Annotated in this window: 3 protein-coding genes and 2 pseudogenes; all 5 read left to right on the top strand. The window is 40.1% G+C overall.

The window, feature by feature from the left end:
* Positions 1-332 (top strand): annotated as a pseudogene (locus K8S13_RS10250) (transposase); the annotation flags it as partial.
* 91 nt (positions 333-423) lie between these two features.
* The gene (locus K8S13_RS10245; RefSeq protein WP_291462348.1) at positions 424-1,008 is read left to right on the top strand and encodes an ElyC/SanA/YdcF family protein; all 585 of its coding nucleotides are present in this window, start codon (positions 424-426) and stop codon (positions 1,006-1,008) included.
* A 46-nt stretch (positions 1,009-1,054) separates the two neighbouring features.
* Positions 1,055-1,645 (top strand): annotated as a pseudogene (locus tag K8S13_RS10240) (sugar nucleotidyltransferase).
* A gap of 4 nt (positions 1,646-1,649) precedes the next feature.
* Complete coding sequence (rfbC, locus tag K8S13_RS10235) at positions 1,650-2,198, top strand: dTDP-4-dehydrorhamnose 3,5-epimerase (protein ID WP_291462347.1); 549 nt, start codon at positions 1,650-1,652, stop codon at positions 2,196-2,198.
* The coding region (locus K8S13_RS10230) for an NAD(P)-dependent oxidoreductase (protein ID WP_291462346.1) at positions 2,195-2,648 on the top strand (454 nt) is incomplete at its 3' end. The genes rfbC and K8S13_RS10230, both read left to right, overlap by 4 nt.

The following is a 2,648-nucleotide window of genomic DNA, read 5'->3' as shown; positions in this document are numbered from 1 at the left end:
TAGAAATTGTCATAAAATACATTTATAAGGCAACGGAAATTAAAACGAGCAAGGTTGTGGAGGCCATTGACCCCATAACAAAAAAAGGAGGTGAGCTTGCCATGACAACTGCAGAAAAACTAAGACAGGAAGGCAGACAAGAAGGCAAACAGGAAGGCGTACAACTTGGAACCTATAATACTTATTTCAATTTAATTCAGAACATGAAAAAAAATAATATTCCTGAAGCAGAGATTGCAAAGCTGATGAACCTGGAACTCAGCATCATCAAAAAGATTGCAAACAAGGAAGAAGTTGAAATCCCATTACATCTTTTGGATTCTGACTTATAGAACGATACCGGAAGACAGGTTTCCAGACGTTTATAACAAGTTTATTCGTAAAGGCGTTTGATCTGAATAGATTACTCTTGTGAGAAAATTTTTGTTTGCCATAACAGCTATTGTCATCTGTCTTCTTGGTATTTATGTTTATGCCTTTACATATCTTAACTATTATGACAGACCCGCAAACTCAGATGCCGTTGTTTTGTTCATAGGTCCGGATTACAAAGAAAGATTAAAAGAAGCCCGTCAGCTTATAGAAGAAGGGTATGCAAAGATACTTATTATCCCTGCCCATCATAGAGTGTTCATTCTTGAGGATGGAACAATAAAGAAAACCCGGAACCATCAAAAGATCCCATTTGATAGAAAGAGTTATCCGCATTACTACGAAAATACCCATATTGAGGCGCTGGAAGCAAAAAAGATGATGAATATGGCAGGATTTACATCAGCTATATTTGTCAGTTCTCCTTATCATATGAGGCGGATCAGTATCATCTCTGCAAGGGTCTTTTCCAATGAGGATTATCAGCTAACGTTCATAGGAAGCCGTTATGTCCGACAGAATGGTGGTTTTTTGACATTTCTTGGCAGGTCTAATATAAAACAAGTTTTTTTAGAATATTCTAAGATTATTGGATTTTTTTTATATCAATTTAAAGAGTATATAATACAGCCGTAAAAAAACAGTTGTGCAATGGGTCTGTACAAGGAGCGAAAAATAAATCATGCGTAAAGGAATTATTCTTGCTGGCGGTTCAGGTAAGCGCCTGTATCCTTTAACACTTTCGGTCAGTAAATAGCTGATGCCGGTTTATGACAAACCCATGATTTATTATCCTTTGTCCACCCTCATGCTGGCTGGTATTCATGATATCTTGATCATAACAACTCCCCATGATGTGGATAATTTTAAAGAGGTTTTGAAAGATGGCTCCCAATGGGGTATTTCTATTCAATATGCAATCCAGCCCTCACCTGACGGTCTGGCTCAGGCCTTTTTAATCGGTGAAAAATTTATTGGCAACGATACGGTTACCCTTGTGCTCGGAGATAATATTTTCTATGGAGAAGGCTTGTCAAAAAAGCTTCAGGAGGTTGCTTTGCAAGAAAAAGGAACCCATGAATCCCTTTTGGATGCTGGTCTATTTATAAAGGTTGTATCCGACCGCCAAGGGCTCAAGGTGGCATGCCTCGAAGAAATAGCTTTTCGTATGGGATTAATTGATACCCGACAATTAAATAAAATTGCACAGTCTATGAAAAAGAACGGCTATGGACAATATTTATCAGGATTGATCCAACGGGATCAAAAATAGAAAAATGAAGCTTACACGGCTATCTATACCAGATGTTGTTATAATGGTACCCAAAACTTTCGGCGATAACCGGGGTTTTTTCATGGAAACATTCAGGGATGATTTTTTCAGGCAGGAGGTTGCTGATATCTCTTTTTTTCAGGACAATCACAGTAAATCATCCCGTGGTATTTTAAGAGGACTGCATTACCAGATCAACCAGCCACAAGGTAAGCTTGTCAGAGTGATTTCAGGAGAGGTTTTTGATGTTGCTGTAGATTTATGCAAATCTTCACCAACATTTAAGAAATGGATAGGGGTGTACCTTTCTGATGAAAACAAAAAAATACTCTGGGTTCCTCCGGGATTTGCCCACGGGTTTTATGTAGTCAGTCCGGAAGCAGAATTTGTATATAAGTGTACGGATTATTATGCACCCGAACATGAGCGGTCCATAAAATGGGATGACCCTGTTATTGACATTCAATGGCCTCTAATTCCCGGAATATCCCCGCTTTTATCTGAAAAGGATAAGAAAGGGATTTCGTTTAAAAATGCTGAGGTGTTTGAATGAAAATACTCCTGTTGGGCTCCAGCGGCCAACTGGGTTGGGAGCTTTCCCGCACCTGTCCTGTAAATATTGAACTTTTAACCTGTGATTATCCTGAAATCGATTTTTTAAGACCGGAAACTATTCGCAGGTGTATCCGGGAAACGTCTCCTGGCTGGATTATCAATGCGGCGGCCTATACATTGGTGGACCAGGCTGAAAAGGAAAAAGATACGGCCTTTCGCATCAATCATGAAGCGGTTCTGGAGATTGCTCGGGTGGCCGGAGAAAATGATATCCGGTTCGTTCATATTTCAACGGACTATGTCTTCAGCGGGAGACATTTCAAGCCCTGGACACCGGAAGATCCGACCCTGCCTGAATCCGTATATGGTGCATCCAAACTTAAAGGGGAACAGGCCTGCAGGGAAATTTTGAAAAACAGGGTATTGATCATCCGGACGGCATGGCTGT

Source organism: Desulfobacula sp. (genome assembly GCF_021107415.1).
The sequence above is the reverse complement of the archived record's forward strand: the minus strand, read 5'-3'. Positions and strand labels throughout refer to the sequence as shown.